Below are 19,810 nucleotides of genomic sequence, written 5' to 3'. Positions count from 1 at the left end.
CCTCTGCACTCCATCAAAATCAGAGATGGAAATTGCGCCGTCCATCCCGGAGAATAAACCCATATTCTCCGAACACGGGGTGATTCGGCCGCATGACCACGCTCCTGTACACGCATCCGCTCTGCCTGGAACACGACACCGGGGATTATCACCCCGAATGTGCCGACCGCATCAAGGCGGTGATCGCCGCCTTGGAGAGCGAGGAATTTTCCATGCTGCTGCGCGATACCGCCCCCCGCGCCACCATGGAACAGGTGATGCGCGCCCATCCGCTCGAATATATTGATCTGGTGCTGGATTCGGTGCCGACCGGACCGGGGCAGCACGCGCTCGACAACGACACGGTGCTGTCGGAACAATCGGGCGAGGCCGCCTTGCGCGCCGCCGGTGCCGGAATCGCCGCTGTCGATGCGGTGGCTGCCGGGCAGGTCCATAATTGTTTCTGCGCCGTCCGCCCGCCCGGCCACCATGCCGAGATCAGCACGGCGATGGGCTTCTGTTTCTTCAACAACGCTGCCATCGCCGCCTTGCATGCCCGCGACGCCCATGGCTTCAAGCGGGTCGCAGTGGTCGATTTCGACGTCCATCACGGCAACGGTACCCAACAGATTCTGTGGGACCAGCCCGGCACCTTCTATGCCTCGACCCACCAGGAACACGCCTACCCCAACACCGGTTCGGCCGACGAGACCGGAGGCGAGGGGGTGATCGTCAACATCCCCCTGCCCGCCGGAACCGGCTCGGCCGATTTCCGGATGGCGTTCGCCGACATGTTGATTCCGCGCCTGCGTGAGTTCGCCCCCGATTTCCTGATCATTTCCGCCGGGTTCGACGCTCACGCCTCGGACCCGCTGGCCCACCTGCGGCTGACCACCGCCGATTTCGGTTGGGCGACCCGGCAGCTTCTTCAGGTCGCCGAGGAGTTCGCCGGACGCCGGGTCGTCTCGCTGCTGGAGGGCGGCTACGACCTGCGCGCCCTGGCCGACAGCACCCGCGAACATGTCCGCGCCCTGATGGGATTTTAGTCAGCGGCTTGAATTGCCAATTCTTTGTGCGCCGCCCCAGCCGGACCGGTCCTTTTCCGGAAAATCCGACGGCGTTCTTCGTCGCGCCGCGCTTGCCTTCGGCGAAGAGCGCCCGTAAACTTCCGCGCTTCCGCGCCCCTGGGTACCAACACTCAGACGCAATGACCACGATCTTCAAGGACCCATGGCCGACCTGCCGCCAGACATTACCGCCCTCAGCTTCGAAGACGCCTTGGCCGAACTGGAGCGCATCGTGCGCCAGCTTGAGGAAGGGCGTGGACGCCTGGACGATTCGATTGCCGCCTACGCCCGGGGCGCCGCGCTGAAAAAGCATTGCGAAGCCCGGCTGGAAGAGGCACGAACCAAGGTCGACCGTATCGTTTCCGGCCCAGATGGGGCTGTTTCCACTGAACCCGCCGACCTTGCGTGATCCACAATCGGGTGATCCTTTGAGCCAGTCTTCGATTTCTCCCCGCCTCGCCGAGGCCCTCACGGTCACCAGTCAGGCCGTCAATGTCGAACTCGATCGTCTGCTGCCGCTGGCCGACGGTCCGGAAAACCGCGTGATCGAGGCGATGCGCTATTCCAGCCTCGACGGCGGCAAGCGTCTGCGGCCGTTCCTGGTCATGCAATCGGCCTCGCTGTTCCACGTTGCCGAAAGCGCGGCGATCCGGGTCGCCTGCGCGATCGAGATGATCCACTGTTACTCGCTGATCCACGACGATCTGCCGTGCATGGACAATGACGATCTGCGCCGCGGTCGGCCGACCTGCCACCGCCATTTCGACGAATCCACCGCGCTGCTGGCGGGCGATTCGCTCCAGACCCGGGCGTTCGAGATCCTGGCCAACCCGGCCACCCATCCCGATCCCCAGGTCCGTTGCGATCTCGTCAGCGAACTGGCCCACGCCTCGGGCGCGCTCGGCATGGTCGGCGGCCAGATGATCGACCTTCAGGCCCATACCCTTGATCTCGACGTCGCCGGGATCACCCGGTTGCAGCAGATGAAGACCGGGCGGCTGTTCTCGTTCTCGTGCGAGGCCGGTGCGATCCTGGGCAAGGCGCATGGCGAGTTGCGGCTCGCCCTGCGGAATTATTCCCACGATCTCGGTCTGGCCTTCCAGATCGCGGATGACATCCTCGACGTCGAAGGCGACGCCGCGGAAGTCGGCAAGCAGGTCCAGAAGGACGCCGATGCCGGCAAGGCCACGTTTGTTTCCCTTCTTGGTCTCGACCGTGCCCGGTCGCAGGCCGCCATGCTGGCAGAACAGGCCTGCCGTCACCTCGATCCCTTCGGCGAAGCGGCCGATCTGATGCGGGATGTCGCCCGCTTCGTCGTCCAGCGCCGTTCCTGAGGCAATTCCGAACATGAGTGCAACTCCTCCCCGTCTCCCGAAAGCGCCCCTGCTCGACCGGATCTCCGGTCCGGAGGATTTTCGCGATTTCACCGTTGAGGAACTGATCCGGCTGACCGAAGAGGTCCGCCAGACCATGATCCATTCCGTGTCCTACACCGGCGGCCATCTTGCCGCCGGGCTGGGCGTCGCCGAATTGACGGTCGCCCTGCATTATGTGTTCGACACGCCCAACGACAAGCTGATCTGGGACGTCGGTCACCAGGCCTATCCCCACAAGATCGTGACCGGGCGGCGCGACAAGATGCTGGGGCTGCGCCACAGCGGCGGTCTGTCGGGCTTCACCCGTCGGGCCGAAAGCGAATACGACCCGTTTGGGGCTGGCCATTCCTCGACCTCGATCTCGGCGGCGCTGGGCATGGCAGTCGGTCGCGATCTGCAAGGGACCAGCAAGAACGTCATCGCCATCATCGGCGACGGCGCGATGAGCGCCGGTCAGGCCTATGAGGCGATGAACAATGCCGGAGCCCAGGGCTCGCGGTTGATCGTCGTCCTCAACGACAACGACATGTCGATCGCCCACCCGGTCGGCGCGATGAGCGCCTATCTGTCGCGGTTGATGTCGTCGCCGAAATATCACTCGATCCGCCACATCGCCAAGGATCTGGTCCATCTGCTGCCGCCTCCGCTCGAACGCGCCGCCAAGCGCGCCGAGGAATATGCCCGCGGCATGGTCACCGGCGGCGGCACCCTGTTCGAGGAGATGGGCTTCTTCTATATCGGCCCGGTCGATGGTCACAATTTCGAGCATCTGCTCCCGGTGCTGAAGAACGTCCGCGATTCGGACTCCAATACCCCGGTCCTGCTCCACGTCGTGACCAAGAAGGGCAAGGGCTACGCCCCCGCCGAAGCCGCCGCCGACAAATATCACGGCGTCGGACGCTTCGACGTCGTCACCGGTCAGTTCGAGAAACCGGCGGCCAACGCGCCGTCCTACACCTCGGTGTTCGCCAAGGCCCTGCTGGCCGAAGCCGAAGCCGACGACCGCGTCGTCGCCATCACCGCAGCGATGCCGGCCGGAACCGGTCTCGACCGCTTCGGTTCGCGCTTTCCCGGCCGCTGTTTCGACGTCGGCATCGCCGAACAGCATGCGGTGACCTTCGCCGCCGGTCTCGCCTGCGAAGGGTTGAAGCCGTTCTGCGCGATCTACTCCACCTTCCTGCAACGCGCCTACGATCAGTTGCAGCATGACGTGGTGTTGCAGAAGCTGCCGGTGCGCTTTGCGATCGACCGCGCCGGTCTGGTCGGTGCCGACGGGGCGACCCACGCCGGAGCCTACGATCTGGCCTTGCTCGGCTGTCAGCCCGACATCGTCATCATGTGTCCGTCGGACGAGGCGGAATTGATGCACGCCGTCGCCACCGCCGCTGCGATCGACGACCGTCCCTCCGCCTTCCGCTATCCCCGCGGCGAGGGAATGGGGATCGAACTGCCCGACCGTGGCTCGGTTCTGCCGATCGGCAAGGGCCGCATCCTGCGCGAAGGCAACCGGGTGGCGATTCTGTCGCTGGGAACCCGGCTGGTCGAGGTGCTGAAGGCAGCCGACGAACTGACCGCTCTCGGCCTGAAGCCGACGATCGCCGACGCCCGCTTCATGAAGCCGCTCGACGAAGAGCTGGTTCTGCTGCTGGCCCGCGAGCATGAAGTGCTGGTCACGATCGAAGAAGGCTCGATCGGCGGTTTCGGCAGTCACGTCCTGCAATTGCTGGCCAGCAAGGGCGCGCTTGATCGCGGCCTGAAGGTCCGTCCCATGATCCTGCCCGATGTCTTCATCGAGCATGACACCCAGTGGGAGCAGTACGAGAAGGCCGGTCTCAATGCCGGTGGCATCGTCCACACCGTTCTGTCCGCGTTGAACGATCCCAAGCTGACCGCCCGCGCCTGAAGGGTGACCTAAAACCGACCGGGCAGCCTTTTCCCAAGGCTGCCCGGTTTTTTGTGCACATATAACAATTTTGTGGCGTTGTTCCCCGGCAATCACCGTGTCAGTATGCGTTTTTCCGGGTATCATTGAATTTCTTCAATTCAGTGATATCTTATATATCTCGTCCGACAGCGAGGATTCTGCATCGATGGATGTCGACAAGCTTCACGATAGCGCCCGCAAAGCCAGCGTTTTGCTCAAAGCAATGAGCAACGAACACCGCCTGATGATCTTGTGCCAATTGTTGCCGGGTGAAAAATCGGTCGGCGAGTTGGAGCGGGTGATCGGCCTCAGCCAGTCCGCTTTGTCGCAGCATCTCGCCCGTTTGCGCCGCGACAGTCTGGTTTCGACCCGCCGCCAGGCCCAGACCATTTTCTATTCCCTCGCCGGGCGCGAGGCCGGAGCGGTGATCGACACCCTATATCGCCTCTATTGCGCGCCGCAGGAATCCTGCGCCGCCGAATAGCTCGCGGCGCCCCGGAACGGGGCCGCTACGGCCCCGCCCCTTGTCCGAATCCGTCGCCTATCCGGCCAAATCGAGGGCGAGAACCCCCGACAGCAATTCCTCGACCATCTCGCGCGGGAGATCGCGGGTGATGAAGACGATCCGGGTGCGGTGATCGTCGTCGGGCCAGCCCGGCAACGGCGCGGGCGGGTGAAAGACGTGCTGGACGCCATGGATCGCCAGCGGTTCCGGTACATCGCGGGCATTGACGATGCCTTTGACCCGCAACAGATTTTCGCCCTTCGACGAAATCATAAGCTCCAGCGCCAAGGCCAGCGAGGGCCACGACACCGGCTCATCGGTGGTAAAGACGAACGAGTGGATGCGGTCGTCGTGGCGATTGGGATCGTGGCTGTGGTGGCCGTGATGCCCGTGCCCATGATGCTCGTGTTTATGTCCATGGTCGTGGTGCCCGTGCTTATGGCCGTGATCGTGATCGTGATCGTCGTGGCCGTGATCGCGATAGGCTTCCTCGTTCAGCCAGCGGGCGACGTCGGGAATCTTCGAATCCCGGCTGAACAGACCGGCATCGAGAATCGAAGCGGGATCGACCCGGCCATGATCGGCGACGATAATCGGCGCGCCAGGATTGAGGTGGGCCAACCGGGCCCGCAACGCCGCCAGCGCCTTGGGTGTGACCAGATCGGTCTTGGTCAGGATCAGCCGGTCGGCCACCGCCGCCTGCTTGACCGCCTCGGGCTGGGCGTCGAGGGTATGGTCGCCGCAAGCGGCATCGACGGTGGCGACGATGCCATCCAGCTTGTAGCGCGAGGCGATCATCGGATCGGTCATCAACGTGTGGATGATCGGGGCCGGATCGGCCAGACCGGTGGTTTCGATCACCACCCGCGAAAAGTCCGGCACCTCGCCCCGGGTCCGCTTGATGAACAGGTCGCGCATTCCCTCGACCAGATCGCCGCGCACCGTGCAGCACAGGCAACCCGATTGCAGCAGCACCACCGTCTCGGCGAGCGGGCGGACCAGCAGATGGTCAAGCCCGACCGAGCCGAACTCGTTGATCAGCACGGCGGTGTCCGACAATTCCGGCCGGGCCAGCAGATGGTTGAGCAGAGTGGTCTTGCCGCTGCCGAGAAAGCCGGTCAGCACGGTGACGGGAATCAGACTCATCGGGGGGGTATCCTTGGTTCAGGCTCCGTAAAGCTGGTCGGGGGAGACCAGCACCGGCGCGATCTCGACCAATCCTTCGGGACGGACGGCCGTATAGAAACAGTGGCGTCGCCCGGTGTGACAGGCAACCCCCTCCTGATCGACACACAGAAGAATGGTATCGCCATCGCAATCGATGCGGAAATCGACCAGACGCTGGCGCTGGCCCGAGCTTTCGCCCTTGCGCCACAACCGCGAGCGCGAGCGCGACCAATAGCAGACCTGACCGGTCGCCAGCGTCTCGATCACCGCGTCGCGGTTCATCCAGGCCATCATCAGCACTTCGCCGCTGTCATGCTGCTGGGCGATCGCCGCCACCAATCCATCGGAATCGAATTTCAGCAGGCCAAGCGCGGCAGTCGGGTCGATGGCGGCGGACATGAGGCTCTCCCAGGGCAATATGGACCCTTGATATAGACCAGCCGCGCTCCGACGCAAAGCCCTGGCACTCCGTTGCGTCCGGATCGGGGAATTGCCCTTCGCAACCCGTCTCTCCCATGCGATCATCAAAGGGAAGGTATGTTATAACATAACAAAACAGACGGACCAAGCATGGCCTTTCCCGCCGCTCTTCACGATCACTCCGCCTGCATCCACGCCGCGCTGGACGCCGCCGAAGCGGAATGCCGCCGCCGTGGCGCCCGGCTGACCGACATCCGCCGGATCGTGCTTGAACTGGTGTGGGAAAGTCACCGCCCGGTCGGAGCCTATGCCCTGCTGGAAAGCCTGGGTCGGCTCGGCCGCTCCGCCGCGCCGCCGACGGTCTATCGCGCCCTCGACTTCCTGCTCGCCCACGGGCTGATCCATCGGGTCGCCTCGCGCAACGGCTTCATCGGCTGTCCCCATCCCGGCCACGCCCATGGCGGCCAGATCCTGCTCTGCGCCCAATGCGGCATGGCCGCCGAACTGGACGATCCCGCGCTGGACCGGGAAATCGCCCTCTCCGCCGCCCGCCTCGGCTTTTCCGTCAGCCACCAGACCATCGAGGTCGAAGGCCTCTGCCCCACCTGCCGAGCCCAGGCGGGCGACACCGCGTAATCGAAGCCGTCAAAGGGGGCTTCGCCCCTCACCCCGACCGGGAGGAAATCCTCCCGGACCCTCCTTTTAAATTCAAGGGGTGTTTGCGGGCCAAGGCCCGCAAGCGGGTTTGGGCGGCAGCCCGGTCGCGCAAGCGACAAACTCATATAAAAAAGGCCGACCCCGCGAGGGATCGGCCTTTCGATTGGGACCGGAGCCGGGCGTCAGGACGCCGTCGGTTCGGCGTCTTTTTTCGGCTTGGGCAGATCGAGCTTCAGGTGCAGTTCGCGCAGCCGCTCGGGCAGCACCGCCGCCGGGGCCTGCATCAGCAGATCCTGGGCCTGCTGGTTCATCGGGAACAAGATCACCTCGCGGATATTGGGCTCGTCGGCGAGCAGCATCACGATGCGATCGACGCCGGGAGCGGCACCGCCATGCGGGGGCGCGCCGAACTTGAACGCGTTCAGCATGCCGCCGAAATGCTCTTCGACGTGGGCGGCGGTATAGCCCGCGATCTCGAACGCCTTATACATGATGTCGGGGCGATGGTTGCGGATCGCGCCCGACGACAGTTCGATACCGTTGCAGATGATGTCGTACTGATAGGCGTTGATCGTCAGCGGATCCTGGGTCTGGAGCGCCTCCATCCCCCCCTGCGGCATCGAGAACGGGTTGTGCGAGAATTCGACCAGCCCGGTATCCTCGTTCAACTCGTACATCGGGAAATCGACGGTCCAGCACAGCTTGAACACGTCCTTTTCCAGCAGGTCGAGTTCGGTGCCGAGCTTGGTACGAACTTGACCGGCGAACTTGGCGGCGGCCAGCGGCTTGTCGCAGGCGAAGAACACGGCGTCGCCCTCGGACAGACCGGCGGCGACACGGATCGCCTCGACCCGCTCGGGATCGAGATTCTTGGCGATCGGCCCCTTCGGGCCTTCGGCGGCGAACTGGATATAGCCCAGACCGCCCGCGCCGTTCTCGCGCGCCCATTCGTTCAGCTTGTCGAACCACGAGCGCGGCTGACCGGCGGCACCGGGGGCCGGAATGGCGCGGACCACCGAGCCCTTTTCGACCAGCTTGGCGAACAGGCCAAAGCCCGAACCGCGGAACGGCTCGGTGACATCGGCGATCAGGATCGGGTTGCGCAGATCGGGCTTGTCCGAGCCGTATTTCAACATCGCGTCGGCATAGGCGATGCGAGGGAACGGCGCGGGAGTGACGGCGCGGCCCTGGCCGAACTCGCGGAACACCCCTTCCAGCACCGGCTCGATCGCGGCGAACACGTCGTCCTGGGTGACGTAGCTCATCTCGAAATCGAGCTGATAGAACTCGCCCGGGCTGCGGTCGGCGCGGCCGGCTTCGTCACGGAAACAAGGCGCGATCTGGAAGTAGCGGTCAAAGCCCGCGACCATCAGCATCTGCTTGAATTGCTGCGGGGCCTGCGGCAGGGCATAGAACTTGCCGGGATGGAGCCGCGACGGCACCAGATAATCGCGCGCGCCCTCGGGGCTGCTGGCGGTCAGGATCGGGGTCTGGAACTCGGTGAAGCCCTGGTCCTGCATCGCCCGGCGCAGGAAGGCGATCACCTTGGCCCGCAACATCATGTTGGCGTGGACGTCCTCGCGGCGCAGATCGAGGAAGCGGTATTTCAGCCGCATATCCTCGGGGTAGTCCTGGTCGCCTGCCACCTGCATCGGCAGCACGTCGGCAATCGACTGAATCTCGACCTCGGCGACCTGCAATTCGATCGCGCCGGTGGGCAGGCGCGGATTGACGGTCTCGGCCGAGCGCAGCACCACTTTGCCGGTGACGGTGACGACGCTTTCCGGGCGGGCGCGTTCCAGCACCGAGAACACCGGGCTGGAAATATCGGCGACACACTGGGTGATGCCGTAATGGTCGCGCAGATCGACGAAAAGCAGATTGCCGTGATCGCGCTTGCGATGGACCCATCCCGACAGCCGGACCTGCGAGTCGGCGTCCGTGGCCTTCAACTGGCCGCAGGTGTGGGTTCTATAGACATGCATGGTGACCGTGACTCCGTACTTTCGACAGCCTGCTGGCCCGGAACCGCGAAGAAAGGCACCCCCGCCCCGCCTTTGTCAAGGCGGTTTGGCCCCCCACAGCCTCGCCGAACCCGACGCGGCGGCGAGCGGGGCGGCGCGAAAGGGATCGGGGGCGATCCGACGCGCCCGGACAGTATAGGCCGGAGCGGCCGCAATTGGCGACAACCGCTTGAAATGGGCAGCGGTTGTCCTTGCCGCCCCCTCCCGGCGGGTGTATCACTTTCCATCATGCCGATGATCTCCGATACCGAGTCGCTGGCGGCTTTCTGTCAGCGAATGAAATCCGCATCCTTCGTCACCGTCGATACCGAGTTCATGCGGGAGAAGACGTATTGGCCCATCCTGTGCCTGGTGCAGGTGGGCGGGCCGGAGGAAGCCCACGTCATTGATCCCCTGGCTCCGGGCATCGACCTCGCGCCGCTGTTCGACCTGATGGCCGACACCTCGGTGCTGAAGGTTTTCCACGCCGCCCGCCAGGACGTCGAGATTTTCCTCCACATCGCGGGCGCGCTGCCGACTCCGCTGTTCGACACCCAGGTCGCGGCGATGGTGTGCGGCTTTGGCGACGCGGTGGGCTACGAGACCCTGGCGGCACAGCTGGCCAAGGCCCGCATCGACAAGTCGCTGCGCTTCACCGACTGGTCGATCCGCCCCCTGTCGGACAAACAGGTTCAGTACGCACTGGCCGACGTCACCCATCTGCGCGTCGCCTATGAAAAGCTGGTCCGCAAGCTGGAACGCAACGGGCGGCTGGAATGGCTGACCGAGGAAATGGCGATCCTGGCCGATCCCGCGACCTATCGGGTCGATCCGGCCCAGGCGTGGCGGCGGCTGAAGCCGCGCTCGAACTCGCCCCGCTTCCTGTCGGTCCTGAAGGAACTGGCGGCATGGCGCGAACACGAGGCGCAGGATCGCGACCTGCCGCGCCAGCGGGTTCTGCGCGACGAGACCCTGACCGAAATCGCCGCCCACCATCCGCGCGACACCGCCGAATTGGGGCGGATGCGCGGCATCGGCAAGGGGCTGGTCGAAGGACGGATGGGACAGGCGATCCTGGAAGCGGTTCGCCGCGGCCTTGAGATGCCGGAAAGCGAATGCCCGGTCCCACCCGATCGGATCGAGGTGCCCAAGGGATTGGGGGCCGTCGTCGATCTGTTGAAGGTGCTGCTGAAGATGAAGTGCGATGAGCACGGCGTCGCCAGCCGCCTCGTCGCCAATTCCGCCGATATTGATGCGATCGCCGCGACCGACGCCGCCGACGTCCCCGCCTTGCGTGGCTGGCGGCGCGAACTGTTCGGCGAGGATGCGCTGCGGCTGAAGAACGGGCGGCTGGGGCTGGGCTTTTGCAAGGACGGACGCCACCTGCGTCTGATCCCGACCGATCCGGATGACGCGACCGACGCCCCCCAACTCGAAACGGCCGACTGATACCAACCGGCATCGCCCGACAACGAGAAGCCCCCGGAGCCGTTCAGTCTCCGGGGGCTTTTTCTATTGCGTCGCCGAGAGGTCAGGCGGCAAAGCGCTTGACGTAGCGACCAGCGATATCGGCGGCGTTGACGACGACCAGAACGTCGGTGGTGTTGAACTGGTGGTCGATCACCGCCCCGTCGCCGATCATCCCGCCCAGGCGGAGATAGCCCTTCAGCAGCGGCGGCAGCGAGGCCAGCACACGACGAGCGTCCCATGTCGCGTCGATCGCGGCGAAATCGATTCTGTCGCGGCTGGACAAAGCGCGCCCGCGCAACGTCGGCGGGGCCAGATGATTGTCGCGCAGATAGGCAATCTGCGGAGCCAACACCGCCGGATCGGTGCCGGGTAGGCTGCCACAGCCGAACAGCAGGCGGATATCGTTCTCGACCATATAGGCGGCCAGCCCCTGCCACAGCATTTGCAGGGTTCCGCGATGACGCCAGCGGGCATCGACGCAGGAGCGCCCCAACTCGAGGATCGGACCCGGCGTCGCCAGCAGCGACGACAGGTCGAACTCGCCCTCGGAATAGAAATGGCCGATCCGGGCGGCGGCGGCGCGATGGATCAAACGATAGGTTCCGACCACTTCGCCCTCGGCCAGAACCAGCAGATGATCGCACACATCGTCATATTCGTCGAAGTCGCGATCCTGGGTGCGCATCGCGGCGGTAGGCTTTGCCCCCATTTCCTCGTAAAACACCCGGTAGCGGATGCGTTGAGCCGCTTCGATTTCGGCCCGGCTTTCGGCCAGACGGACTTCGACGGCGCCGGGGACGGCCGGCATGAGGGCTTGGACAACCAGGTCCTGGTGGGTCAAGACGCACCTCGGTTGATGAATTGTTGATGAACAATTGAAACGAAGTCTGGAACCGGAGACGACATTCCTGCACGAGACCAGTTTCCCAAGCACTCCTGGTGCAAATTACCGGCGTCGCGACAGTTCAGCTATCGCCGATGTCCACGGGATGACATATATCTTGAAGACTTGTTCAATCGTGGTGAATTAATTATTACACATGGCATCCAGGGAATGGGTCTTGACCCACCCGGTGCCGAACCACAGGGGGAGAGAAGATGGCGGAGACACGGATAGCCTTCGTCGAGGGGTTCCAGTTCTCGTTCCACCAAGAAGAGTCGGCCAAACCGACGCGGCGGGTCAATTCGCGCTGGGAAGTGCGGGACTGGGCCTGTCAGGTCGAGCACGAGGGGGAGTGGTGCCGCTTCACCCTGCACGAATTCAACGACGGTGTATTCGAACCCTCGGCGATCCAGGGGGTGTTCAGCGACTTTGCCGGAGCCGCCGCCGCCGAGGTCACCATCCGTTGGCTGCAACGCCGCATCGCCGAAAAAGACGCCCGCAACAGCCAGCAGCGCTATATTTTTCTGGGTGGACTCGCGGTCATCGCCGCTTTGGTTCTGGCGGCGGTCTCGCTACGCTGAGACGGCGTCCCCATATCTGTGTGTCGGTGCGAATGATTGGAGGGACCGGCGACCATGTTCGGCAGACGCGACAAGACGGAAATGGTGAGTGCGACCGAGGCCCTGCCCGGCCGGACCAAGGCGATGCTGGTGCCCGAACGGCATCTGGTGCTGGGCACGCCCCTGCTGCCGCCGTTTCCCAATGGGATCGAGTCGGCTTTGTTCGCTCTCGGCTGCTTCTGGGGAGCGGAGCGACTGTTCTGGACCCAGACGGGGGTGTACTCGACCTCGGTCGGCTATGCCGGGGGCTTTACTGCCAACCCGACCTATGAAGAGGTCTGTTCCGGCCGCACCGGCCACGCCGAAACGGTGCTGGTCGCCTTCGATCCCGCCATCATCTCCTATGGCACCCTGCTGCGGCTGTTCTGGGAAGCGCACGACCCGACGGCGGGCATGCGCCAGGGCAACGATGTCGGCACCCAGTACCGCTCGATGGTGCTGACCGCCTCGCCCGAGCAGGAGCGTCTGGCCCAGGCCTCGCAGGCGACCTATCAGGCGGCGTTGCGCCAGGCCGGTCGCGGCGTCATTTCGACCGAGATCGTCGTCGCCGGTCCGTTCTTTTGGGCCGAGCCCGAACACCAGCAATATCTGGCCCGTAATCCCAACGGTTATTGCGGATTGCGGGGAACCGGGGTCCGGCTTTGCTGAGGCGGGAGCAGGGTTATCGACCTCTTCGGTTGCAAGCTGCCTTTATCTATGCTTAGGTCATAAGTGGTGCGTTGCCGGTTTCAAAGAGCGTCTTTGGGGGATTTACAGGAAATGCTCAGGTCTCGTTTCGCGATCCACCCCCGCCACCTGTTCGACGACAGGCGAACATGAGACCGTATATCGTCGCCTTATTCAACCAAAAGGGCGGTATTTCCAAGACCACCACCAGCACTAACCTTGCCGTCTGCTTGGCCGCGTTTGGGAAATCGGTCATCGTCATCGACCTGGATTCCCAGGGCGATTCGACCAAAAGCCTGGGGATCGACCCCAAGACCCGCGAAGGGGTCTACGACCTGTTCATCAACCACGCTCCGGTCGAAAGCGTGATCCGCGACACCCCCTTCGACGGGGTCCGGGTGTTGCCTTCGACCTACAGCCTCGCCGGAATCGAGATCAAGCTGTCCGAGCTTCAGAACTCGCAACGGACGCTGAGCGCCATTCTTGCCAATGCCAAGCTCGATTGCGATTACGTCGTGATTGATTGCCCGCCCGCCCTCGGTATTCTGCCGATCAACGCGCTGGCCGCCGCCCATGCCGTCGTTATCCCGGTCACGGCGACGCCCTACGCCAATGATGGGCTGTTGCGGACCCTGCCCTCGATCAAATACGTCCAGGAAGGGTTGAACAAGTCGCTGCTGCTCCAGGGCGTTCTGTTCACCATTCACGACCGCAACAAGACCGCCCGCCGGATCGGCGACCTGATCCGCTCGCGCCTGGGCGGCACCGTCTATCGCAGCCAGATTCCCCGCGACAATATGGTGATCGAGGCCGCCACCGCCGGTTTGCCGGTCTGCGTCTATGCGCCCCGCTCCGCCGCCGCGCAATCCCACCTCGATTTCACCGAGGAGTTTCTCGACCGCCACACCGCGATCGCCGCCAAGGCGGGCGAAACCGTTGCGCCCCGCCCCGCCCGCGACGTCGCCCTCGACCGCCTGCTGCATTGGCGGGGCGACCTTGCCGCAGCCACCGGCCCCACCACTGCCGCCGGTCTGCGCCAGCGCAAAAGCCAGTTGGACCGGTTGCTGTACGGCGACCGCACCCTGGCCGAACGCTGGCATCTGGGGGTGATCCACTTCTTCATCGACAACCGGCTGTCGCTGGCGGTATTCCTGCTGCTGATGCTGGCCGGAGTGATCGCCTTGCTGGGAGCCAGCCTGGAGGGCCTGCGCCGTCTCTCCGACATCGTCGGATTGTAAGCGCCCGCTCCTCCGCCGTCCCTGCTCCTGTCGAGTCATCGCCATGATGGAAACGGATAATCGCGCCATTCCGGCGATCGTGATCGGCGGCGGCCCGGCCGGATTGATGGCGGCCGAGACCCTGGTTGCCCAGGGGCAGACGGTCGCGCTGTTCGACGCGATGCCCTCGCCCGGCCGCAAATTTCTGCTGGCGGGCAAGGGCGGACTGAACCTCACCCACACCGAACCGGCCGAGCGCTTTTTGGGGCGTTACGGCGCGCGGGCCGACCGCTTCGCCCCGCTGCTGGAGGGATTTGGACCGGCCGCGTTGCGCGCCTGGGCCGAAGGATTGGGGATCGAAACCATCGTCGGCAGTTCCGGCCGGGTGTTTCCCGCCGAAATGAAGGCGGCACCGCTGTTGCGGGCGTGGCTGCGCCGGTTAAAGGCGGCAGGCGTCACCTTTCACGCCCGCCACCGCTGGCAGGGCTGGGACGACAGCGGCGCGCTTCGCTTCGCCACGCCCGATGGACTCGTCTCCGTCCCGGCGTCGGTTGTGGTGCTGGCGCTGGGGGGAGCATCCTGGCCGCACTTGGGCTCGGACGGGGCCTGGGTCGAACCGCTGGCGGCGCGCGGCCTTGCCATTGCGCCACTCCGCCCGGCCAATTGCGGTTTCGATCTCGATTGGAGTCCGCTCTTTGCCGAGCGCTGCGCCGGAACCAGACTTGCCACCGTCGAGCTTCGCTTCGGCGCGTTGGTCCGGCGCGGCGAGTTGACCCTGACCGCGACCGGGATCGAAGGCGGATTGGTCTATGCCCTCGCCGCCCCGCTCCGCGACAGGATCGCCCAAGACGGGATCGCCCGCCCCACCCTCGATTTGATGCCGGATTGGAGCCGCGAGCGGATCGAGGCGGCATTGCGGCGTCCACGCGGGTCGCGCTCGCTCTCGACCTTCCTGCGCAAGGCCCTGCCGCTTGAGTCCAACGCGCTGATGCTGCTGCGCGAAATCGTCCCGCCCGCCGATCTCGACGATCCCGCCGCCCTGGCTGCCGCGATCAAGGCTGTCCCCTTGGCGCTGGTGCGGCCGCGCCCGCTGGCCGAAGCGATCTCGACCGCCGGAGGACTCTGTTTCGAGGAATTGGACGAGCATTTAATGCTGCGCCGCTTGCCCGGCGTGTTCGTGGCCGGAGAAATGCTCGATTGGGAAGCGCCGACCGGGGGCTATCTGCTCACCGGCTGTTTCGCCAGCGGCCGCGCTGCCGGTCTGGGTGCCGCCGCCTGGCTGCGGTCGGAACGAAGAAATCAGGGGGGAAACTGACCCACCCCCGAACGGCAGAAGCCGTCCGGGGATGGGGGCCGGGGCGCGTGCACGGCGAGGTCCCCCCGAACCCGCCGAAAGCTACGCCCCTTCCTTACGCAGATCCCGTACCCGCACCGCCTTGCCTTCCGAGCGGGGCAATTGCCCAGGCAAGCGGACCAGAGCTTCGCACGACACGCCGATGGTCGATTTGACGTGGTGGCGAACCTGATTGGCGAGCCGGACCCGATCTTCTTCGCTTGACGGAGAAACGGTCTCCACCTCGACGGTCAGATGGTCAAGCCAGCCCTGGCGGGACAGAATCAATTGGTAATGCGGCGCAACCCCAGGCAGACCGAGCAACACCGCTTCGATCTGGCTAGGATAGACGTTGACGCCGCGGATAATCAACATGTCGTCGTTGCGCCCGGTCACCCGCAGGATCCGCAGATGGGTGCGGCCGCAGGGACAGGGCTCGTCGGTGATCATCGAGATGTCGCGGGTGCGATAGCGCACCATCGGCAAAGCCTGCTTGGTCAGGGTGGTGATGACCAATTCGCCCGGTTGCCCCATCGGCACCGGCTCCAGCGTTTCCGGATCGATCACTTCGAACAGGAAATGATCTTCCCAGGCATGCATGCCGTTGCGCTGGCCGCATTCCATCGCCACGCCCGGCCCCATCACCTCGGACAGGCCATAGGAATCAATCGAGCGGATGCCAAGGCGACGGTCAAGCTCGCCGCGCATCGTCTCGGACCACGGCTCGGCCCCGAACACACCGACCCGCAGGCTACCCGCGGCAAGATCGACCCCCATCCGCTCGGCCGACTCGGCCAGATTGAGGGCATAGGACGGAGTCGCATTCAGGATCGTCGCGCCGAAATCGCAGATCAGCCGAATCTGCTTCTCGGTCTGACCGCCCGACATCGGCACCACGGTGCAGCCCAGCCGCTCGGCCCCGTAATGGAAGCCCAGCCCACCGGTGAACAGGCCATAACCGAGCGCGTTGTGCATCACGTCACCGGGCCGTCCCCCGGCACAGGCCAGCGAGCGGGCGATCAGATCGGCCCACGAATCGAGATCGTCGGCGGTATAGCCGACGACGGTGGGCCGTCCGGTGGTGCCGGAACTGGCATGCAGCCGGGCCACCTGCTCGCGCGGGACGGCGAACAGACCAAAAGGATAGGTGTCGCGCAGGTCCGTCTTCACCGTGAAGGGGAAGCGGGTGATGTCCTCCAGCCGGGACAAATCCTCGGGCCGCACCCCGGCCCGGTCAAACGCCTGACGATGATGAGGAACGCAGGCATAGGCGCGGCCCAGCGTTTCTTTCAGCCGTTCAAACTGCAAGCGGCGCAGGGCCGAGCGGTCGAGACGCTCGATCTCCGGCGCAAAATAGAACGGCGCGGCACCGACTGCCGACATTCCCGACTCTCCCTCGCGACCAACCCCGGATGCGCCTGGGCCACCCGGTTTCAAGGGGGAAGACATCCCCCGATTCGGCTGCAAAGACAAGCTGGAATCTTACACCACAGTATAATTTCGGTCACCATTGCTCGCCCTATCGCCGGTCTCAACCAGCAATAGGGCGAAGGCGGCACTTAGTGCGTTTAGGTTGCCCGCGTTAGGATCACCAGCCGGAGCGCCCATCCCCCCGCCACGACCGCCAGACCGGCCGCCGCCAGCGCCGACGGAGCCAGGTCCGGCATCATCCCCGCCACGATCGACAAAGCGAGCGGAATGACATTGCCCCCCAGGGTAAAGGGGGTGGAAAAGGCCAACAACACGACGGCGGTTGCCGCCGGAACGGTCTCGCCGGTCAGACGGCGACGATAGGCCATCCACACCAGCAACCGCGCTGCCACCAGGGCGATCATCAGCCCGGCGGTCCAGTCCGGCGCCCCCCCGGCCATCGTCAGCGGGGCCAGCAGAAGCAGCAGGCCGCTTCCCTCGGCGAACGCGCTGGTCAACAGCAGCGGCAGATGCAGCGGCGCCGACCAGGCCGGGATCGCGCGGACCGCCTCGATCCGGCGGGCCTGGGCATAAAGAACCACCAGGGCGGGCAGCCACACCAGCCGGATCAGGTCGGGCCAGCCTAACGCCGCCCCGCACAGCGGAAACAGCACCAGCGCCGCAATCGCGGCGACCCGCCGCCACGTCTCTCCCTCGGCCGACAAAGCGGGCCGCAGCCACATCGCCAAGAGGCCCAGTCCGACCAGAGCCAGACCGGGCAGCACCAGCCCCGCCCCGGCGTCGAGACCACCATAGCCGCCTAGCGACAGAATGGCGAGCAGCCCGGCCCCCGATCCCGACACCACCAGCCCGGTGGCGGCGATGCCATCGGGCCGGGCCGGGTCCGGCCGCGTCTCTTCCCTCGTCTCCGTCATGTCCCGCGTCCTTCCCGTCTTCGTCACGCCATAAAAAACCGGGGGCGCGAACGCCCCCGGTTCCCAGTCCACCAAGCCGGTTTTACTGGCCGGGTTCCTTGCGCGCCTTGGCATAGCCGACGCTTTCGAGGGATTCCTCGATTTCCTCGAGGATCGCCGGATCGTCGATCGTCGCCGGCATCTTGAAATCCTCGTTGTCGGCGATCTTCTGCATCGTGCCGCGCAGAATCTTGCCCGAGCGGGTCTTGGGCAGACGGGCGACGACGGTGCAGGTCTTGAAGGCGGCGACCGGTCCGATGCGCTCGCGCACCAACTGGACCACTTCCTTGATCACCTGCTCGTGGCTCTTGGTGACGCCCGCCTTCAGGCAGACGAAGCCCAGCGGCAACTGCCCCTTCAACTGATCGGCGACGCCGATCACGGCGCATTCGGCGACGTCGGGATGACTGGCCAGCACTTCTTCCATCGCGCCGGTCGACAGGCGGTGACCGGCGACATTGATGATGTCGTCGGTGCGCGACATCACGTAGGCATAGCCGTCCTCGTCGATATACCCGGCGTCGGCGGTCTTATAATAACCGGGGAATTCGGAGTAATAGCTGTCGTGGCACCGCTGATCGGCGTTCCACAGGGTGACCAGCGCGCCCGGAGGCAGCGGCAGCCGCACCACCAGCGAGCCAACCTTGCCCGGCGGGCACGGCTGATGGCTTTCGTCCAGCACTTCGAGACCCCAGCCGGGAACCGGCTTGGTCGGCGAGCCCGGCTTGACCGGGAATTGATGCAGGCCCATGCAATTGGCCGCGATCGCCCAGCCGGTTTCGGTCTGCCACCAATGGTCGATCACCGGCACCTTCAGATTGGACGAAGCCCAATTGATCGTGTCGGGGTCGGACCGCTCGCCCGCCAGGAACAGCGTCCGCAGCGAGGACAGGTCATAGTTCTTCAGCAGAGTGGCGTCGGGGTCTTCGCGCTTGATGGCGCGGAAGGCGGTCGGCGCGGTGAACAGGGCCGACACCTTGTGCTCGGCGATCACCCGCCAGAACGCCCCGGCGTCGGGAGTGCCGACCGGCTTGCCTTCATAGACGATGGTGGTGGCACCGTGCAGCAGCGGAGCATAGCAGATATAGGAATGGCCGACGACCCAACCGACATCCGACGCGGCCCAGAACACTTCGCCCGGCTTGATGTCGTAGATCGCGCTCATCGACCATTTCAGCGCCACCATGTGGCCGCCATTGTCGCGGACGACGCCCTTGGGCTGGCCGGTGGTGCCCGAGGTGTAGAGAATATAGAGCGGATCGGTCGCCTGCACCGTGACGCAGCCATGCGGGGCCGAGGCGGCGGACAGTTCGACCCAATCGAGGTCGATGCCGGGCTTCAGTTCGGCCGCGATCTGCGGGCGCTGGAACACCACGGTATGACCCGGCTTGTGCGAGGACAGGTCGATCGCCTGATCCAGCATCGGCTTGTAGGGCAGAACCCGGCTGCCCTCGATCCCGCACGAGGCGGTCAGGATCACCTTGGGCTCGGCATCGTTGATGCGGGTGGCCAATTCGCTGGGAGCGAAGCCGCCGAACACGACGGTATGGATCGCGCCCAGACGCGCCACCGCCAGCATTCCGACCACAGCTTCGGGGATCATCGGCATGTAGAGCAGGACACGGTCGCCCTTGCCGACGCCCAGGCTGGCCAGACCACCGGCCAGACGCGACACCTGATCTTGCAGTTCGGCATAGGTGATGGTGCGCTTGGTCCCGGTGACCGGGCTGTCATAGATGATCGCGGCCTGGTCGGCGCGTCCATCGGTGACATGACGATCGACGGCATTGTAACAGGTGTTGGTCTCCGCCCCGACGAACCAGCGATAGAACGGTGCCTTGCTGTCGTCGAGAACCTTGTCCCAGGGCTTGTCCCAGTGAATGCCCTGCGCCGCCTCTCCCCAGAACCCCACCGGGTCCTTCAGCGACGTTTCGAAGGCCTGTTGATACGGATTGGTCATGTCGAACGTGTTCCTCTCTGTTTTTTACCAGTCGGCGTCTTTTTTCCTCGGTCGTGGAGACGCCTTTCCCCCTCCGGGCGAGTGGGTAAGATGCCGCAAACCGGGCGGTTTTGCAAAAGGCGGGTTCAGAGGGCGAAAATCCGCGATGGGATGCCGTTCCGTCCCCAAAAGCCAGCGGG

18 protein-coding genes are annotated in these 19,810 nt (G+C 64.8%); 11 read left to right on the top strand and 7 right to left on the bottom strand.

Features of this window, described 5'->3' with window-relative positions; all coding sequences use genetic code 11:
* Positions 1–92: 92 nt before the first annotated feature.
* The 5 genes from BLW40_RS04875 to BLW40_RS04855 all read left to right on the top strand — a co-directional run bounded on the left by BLW40_RS04875 (position 93) and on the right by BLW40_RS04855 (position 4,830).
* A complete protein-coding gene (locus BLW40_RS04875) occupies positions 93–1,025 on the top strand; it encodes a histone deacetylase family protein (RefSeq protein ID WP_074766108.1) in 933 nt (310 codons plus the stop codon).
* A 184-nt stretch (positions 1,026–1,209) separates the two neighbouring features.
* Positions 1,210–1,455 carry an exodeoxyribonuclease VII small subunit gene (locus tag BLW40_RS04870; RefSeq protein ID WP_074766106.1) on the top strand — a complete coding sequence of 82 codons (246 nt, stop codon included), beginning with the start codon at positions 1,210–1,212 and terminating at the stop codon, positions 1,453–1,455.
* Between the two features lie 19 nt (positions 1,456–1,474).
* The gene (locus tag BLW40_RS04865; protein WP_074766104.1) at positions 1,475–2,380 is read left to right on the top strand and encodes a polyprenyl synthetase family protein; all 906 of its coding nucleotides are present in this window, start codon (positions 1,475–1,477) and stop codon (positions 2,378–2,380) included.
* Between the two features lie 13 nt (positions 2,381–2,393).
* Complete coding sequence (gene dxs / locus BLW40_RS04860) at positions 2,394–4,325, top strand: 1-deoxy-D-xylulose-5-phosphate synthase (protein WP_074766102.1); 1,932 nt, start codon at positions 2,394–2,396, stop codon at positions 4,323–4,325.
* A gap of 187 nt (positions 4,326–4,512) precedes the next feature.
* Positions 4,513–4,830 (top strand): ArsR/SmtB family transcription factor, encoded by a 318-nt coding sequence (locus tag BLW40_RS04855; RefSeq protein WP_074766100.1) that lies wholly within the window; start codon positions 4,513–4,515, stop codon positions 4,828–4,830.
* A 57-nt stretch (positions 4,831–4,887) separates the two neighbouring features.
* Here BLW40_RS04855 and BLW40_RS04850 read toward each other — a convergent pair whose 3' ends face one another.
* Both BLW40_RS04850 and hisI read right to left on the bottom strand, forming a co-directional pair.
* The gene (locus tag BLW40_RS04850) at positions 4,888–5,997 is read right to left on the bottom strand and encodes a CobW family GTP-binding protein (protein ID WP_074766098.1); all 1,110 of its coding nucleotides are present in this window, start codon (positions 5,995–5,997) and stop codon (positions 4,888–4,890) included.
* 18 nt (positions 5,998–6,015) lie between these two features.
* Positions 6,016–6,417: a phosphoribosyl-AMP cyclohydrolase gene (gene hisI / locus BLW40_RS04845; RefSeq protein WP_074766096.1), complete on the bottom strand. Its 402-nt coding sequence runs from the start codon at positions 6,415–6,417 to the stop codon at positions 6,016–6,018.
* 171 nt (positions 6,418–6,588) lie between these two features.
* Here hisI and BLW40_RS04840 point away from each other — a divergent pair, with 171 nt between their 5' ends.
* A complete protein-coding gene (locus tag BLW40_RS04840; protein WP_074766094.1) occupies positions 6,589–7,074 on the top strand; it encodes a Fur family transcriptional regulator in 486 nt (161 codons plus the stop codon).
* 203 nt (positions 7,075–7,277) lie between these two features.
* On the opposite strand, the gene aspS is transcribed toward BLW40_RS04840, so the two are convergent.
* On the bottom strand, positions 7,278–9,080 hold the full coding sequence (gene aspS, locus BLW40_RS04835) for an aspartate--tRNA ligase (RefSeq protein WP_074766092.1): 1,803 nt from the start codon (positions 9,078–9,080) through the stop codon (positions 7,278–7,280).
* Positions 9,081–9,347: 267 nt separating this feature from the next.
* Here aspS and rnd point away from each other — a divergent pair, with 267 nt between their 5' ends.
* Positions 9,348–10,547, top strand: a complete 1,200-nt coding sequence (rnd, locus tag BLW40_RS04830) for a ribonuclease D (RefSeq protein WP_074766090.1) — start codon at positions 9,348–9,350, stop codon at positions 10,545–10,547.
* Between the two features lie 82 nt (positions 10,548–10,629).
* On the opposite strand, the gene BLW40_RS04825 is transcribed toward rnd, so the two are convergent.
* The gene (locus BLW40_RS04825) at positions 10,630–11,409 is read right to left on the bottom strand and encodes a GNAT family N-acetyltransferase (RefSeq protein ID WP_074766087.1); all 780 of its coding nucleotides are present in this window, start codon (positions 11,407–11,409) and stop codon (positions 10,630–10,632) included.
* A gap of 257 nt (positions 11,410–11,666) precedes the next feature.
* On the opposite strand from BLW40_RS04825, the gene BLW40_RS04820 reads away from it, so the two are divergent.
* The 4 genes from BLW40_RS04820 to BLW40_RS04805 all read left to right on the top strand — a co-directional run bounded on the left by BLW40_RS04820 (position 11,667) and on the right by BLW40_RS04805 (position 15,269).
* Positions 11,667–12,032 (top strand): hypothetical protein, encoded by a 366-nt coding sequence (locus tag BLW40_RS04820; protein ID WP_074766085.1) that lies wholly within the window; start codon positions 11,667–11,669, stop codon positions 12,030–12,032.
* A gap of 54 nt (positions 12,033–12,086) precedes the next feature.
* Positions 12,087–12,719 carry a peptide-methionine (S)-S-oxide reductase MsrA gene (msrA, locus tag BLW40_RS04815; protein ID WP_074766083.1) on the top strand — a complete coding sequence of 211 codons (633 nt, stop codon included), beginning with the start codon at positions 12,087–12,089 and terminating at the stop codon, positions 12,717–12,719.
* Between the two features lie 167 nt (positions 12,720–12,886).
* On the top strand, positions 12,887–13,975 hold the full coding sequence (locus BLW40_RS04810; protein WP_074766081.1) for a ParA family protein: 1,089 nt from the start codon (positions 12,887–12,889) through the stop codon (positions 13,973–13,975).
* Positions 13,976–14,018: 43 nt separating this feature from the next.
* A complete protein-coding gene (locus BLW40_RS04805; RefSeq protein WP_074766079.1) occupies positions 14,019–15,269 on the top strand; it encodes a TIGR03862 family flavoprotein in 1,251 nt (416 codons plus the stop codon).
* Positions 15,270–15,350: 81 nt separating this feature from the next.
* Here the strand turns inward: BLW40_RS04805 and BLW40_RS04800 are convergent, their stop codons facing one another.
* The 3 genes from BLW40_RS04800 to BLW40_RS04790 form a co-directional block, all read right to left on the bottom strand.
* A complete protein-coding gene (locus BLW40_RS04800; RefSeq protein WP_074766077.1) occupies positions 15,351–16,670 on the bottom strand; it encodes a phenylacetate--CoA ligase family protein in 1,320 nt (439 codons plus the stop codon).
* Between the two features lie 185 nt (positions 16,671–16,855).
* Positions 16,856–17,632: a hypothetical protein gene (locus tag BLW40_RS04795; protein WP_074766075.1), complete on the bottom strand. Its 777-nt coding sequence runs from the start codon at positions 17,630–17,632 to the stop codon at positions 16,856–16,858.
* A gap of 82 nt (positions 17,633–17,714) precedes the next feature.
* Positions 17,715–19,631 carry a propionyl-CoA synthetase gene (locus tag BLW40_RS04790; RefSeq protein ID WP_074766073.1) on the bottom strand — a complete coding sequence of 639 codons (1,917 nt, stop codon included), beginning with the start codon at positions 19,629–19,631 and terminating at the stop codon, positions 17,715–17,717.
* Positions 19,632–19,810: the final 179 nt, after the last annotated feature.

Origin of the sequence: Magnetospirillum fulvum (genome assembly GCF_900108475.1) — a bacterium.
Taxonomy (GTDB): Bacteria; Pseudomonadota; Alphaproteobacteria; order Rhodospirillales; family Magnetospirillaceae; genus Phaeospirillum; species Phaeospirillum fulvum_A.
This window is presented reverse-complemented; position numbering and strand designations above follow the sequence as displayed.